The organism is Hydrocoleum sp. CS-953 (assembly GCF_002260545.1).
In the GTDB taxonomy this organism is placed as follows: domain Bacteria; phylum Cyanobacteriota; class Cyanobacteriia; order Cyanobacteriales; family Microcoleaceae; genus Trichodesmium.
Map to the genome: position 1 here is coordinate 1 of NZ_LGSU01000063.1, position 1,839 is coordinate 1,839.

Annotated in this window: 1 protein-coding gene; it reads right to left on the minus strand. The window is 34.6% G+C overall.

The window, feature by feature from the left end; all coding sequences use genetic code 11:
* Positions 1–340: 340 nt before the first annotated feature.
* Positions 341–1,555, minus strand: coding sequence for an HhoA/HhoB/HtrA family serine endopeptidase (locus AFK68_RS00365; RefSeq protein ID WP_094670752.1), 1,215 nt, complete (start codon positions 1,553–1,555; stop codon positions 341–343).
* Positions 1,556–1,839 lie beyond the last annotated feature (284 nt).

Below are 1,839 nucleotides of genomic sequence, written 5' to 3' on the forward strand. Positions count from 1 at the left end.
GTTCATTATTGTAGGGTGCGTATTTAAGGCTAAAATTTTACTTGTGAAAGGTATTTAGCAATCTGTCGTAACGCACAATTTTAGTTGTGTTAGTCTACTGCTATTTTTATCAAAATAATTAGGTCTAAAATATCACATTTTAAGGCGAAATGTTTTTATAGGATTGCTCAAAATATCCATGACAAAAATAAATCATGAATTATTAATTATTAATTACAGTCATTCTAAATTTAGATTAATACAACTATTTCTTACTAGAAGATAATTTCAGTAGAAAAAGTATTCTATCTTTATTTGAAATGACTATATTAATTATCAATTATCAATTATTCATTATCCATTACTCTTCTACTTCTAATTGAAATGACTGTGGAAAAGCATCAGGTTTAACTAAAATCTTGGCAATTTTCCGATTACGAATTACTTCTACTGCTAAATCTTCTCCGACTAAACTTTTTTCTACTTCTTGTTGAACTTCTGTTGGACTTTTAACTGCTACTCCCCCTACTCTTTGAATCACATCTCCTTGGCGTAAACCAGCTTTTTCTGCTGGAGAATCTTCTATAACTCTTGTAATTACTACACCTTGATTATCCTTAATTTTTGTCTCCAATTGTCTATTAATTTCATCCTTTACTTCGGGAGTTAAATCAACCATTGAAATACCTAAAAATGGATGCTCTACTTTCCCATACAAAAATAATTCATCGGCAATTCTTTTTGCAGTTTCTATCGGAATAGCAAACCCTAATCCCTGAGCATCTGCTCTAATGGCTGTATTAATTCCTATTACTTCACCTTGAGCATTTAAAAGTGGCCCACCAGAGTTGCCAGGATTAATTGCAGCATCTGTCTGAATAAAACGAACTCGTTTGTCTGGAATACCCACTTGAGAACTGGTACGATCAATAGCACTAATAATTCCCACTGTTACAGTATTGTCCAAACCTAGAGGATTACCAATAGCGATCGCCCATTGTCCCGGAATTAATTGTTCTGATTTACCCATGGACACCTCTGGCAAATCTGTGGCCTCAATTTTAATTATTGCTATATCAGTTAGTGAGTCCACCGCTTTAACCTGACCATCAAAAACTCGGCCATCTTTTAGTGTCACCTTAACTGTATCTGCTCCATCGACTACATGAGCATTGGTAATTAGGCGACCATCAGGACTAATAATTACTCCAGACCCAGTACCACGCTTAACTCGTTCTTCTGGAGCAGGCAAATTTTCCCCAAAGAAGCGTTTTAATAGAGGATTTTTTAAAGCTTCTGGAACTTGAGTTGTTAACTTTTTAGCGGCATCAATACGGACTACTGCGGGACCTACTTTTTCCACTGCTTCGGCAATAAAATTATGGTTAGTGGAGGAAACTAGGCCATTTCCAGAAGTTGGATTAGATGGTTGTGTTTGTTCCTTGACTACAGGTATTGCATTAGTTTGGTTAAGCAATTTTTTAGCTTCGATATAATCATGGCCTAACCATCCTGTGGCACTACCAATGGACAATAGAGAAAAATATAGAGTTAATTGTTTGAAGGATAAAGTCATTTGTTTTTCCCGCTAGATAATCCTATTTTTAAATATTTGCATAGGAGGGAAGGGGGCGGATACTACCACATTCCCATGAACAAAAACAAGTAAATTGTTGATTTATTCAGTTAGTTGAGGACTATGGATAAAGACTAATATTAAAGAAGTCAGAAGTCAGAAGTTGTTTTTGTAAAAAGGATTTACCGAAAAATCAAGGTATAAAGCCTTCTATTTCAAGATAAAAAAAGAAATAATATTTCCTTAGATTCAATCCTTTCGATTTTAAGCAGAGGTAGTTATCC

Coding starts and splice junctions, on each gene's coding strand:
- AFK68_RS00365 (WP_094670752.1), bottom strand. CDS start 1,555: ATGACTTTATCCTTCAAACAATTAACTCTATATTTTTCTCTATTGTCC.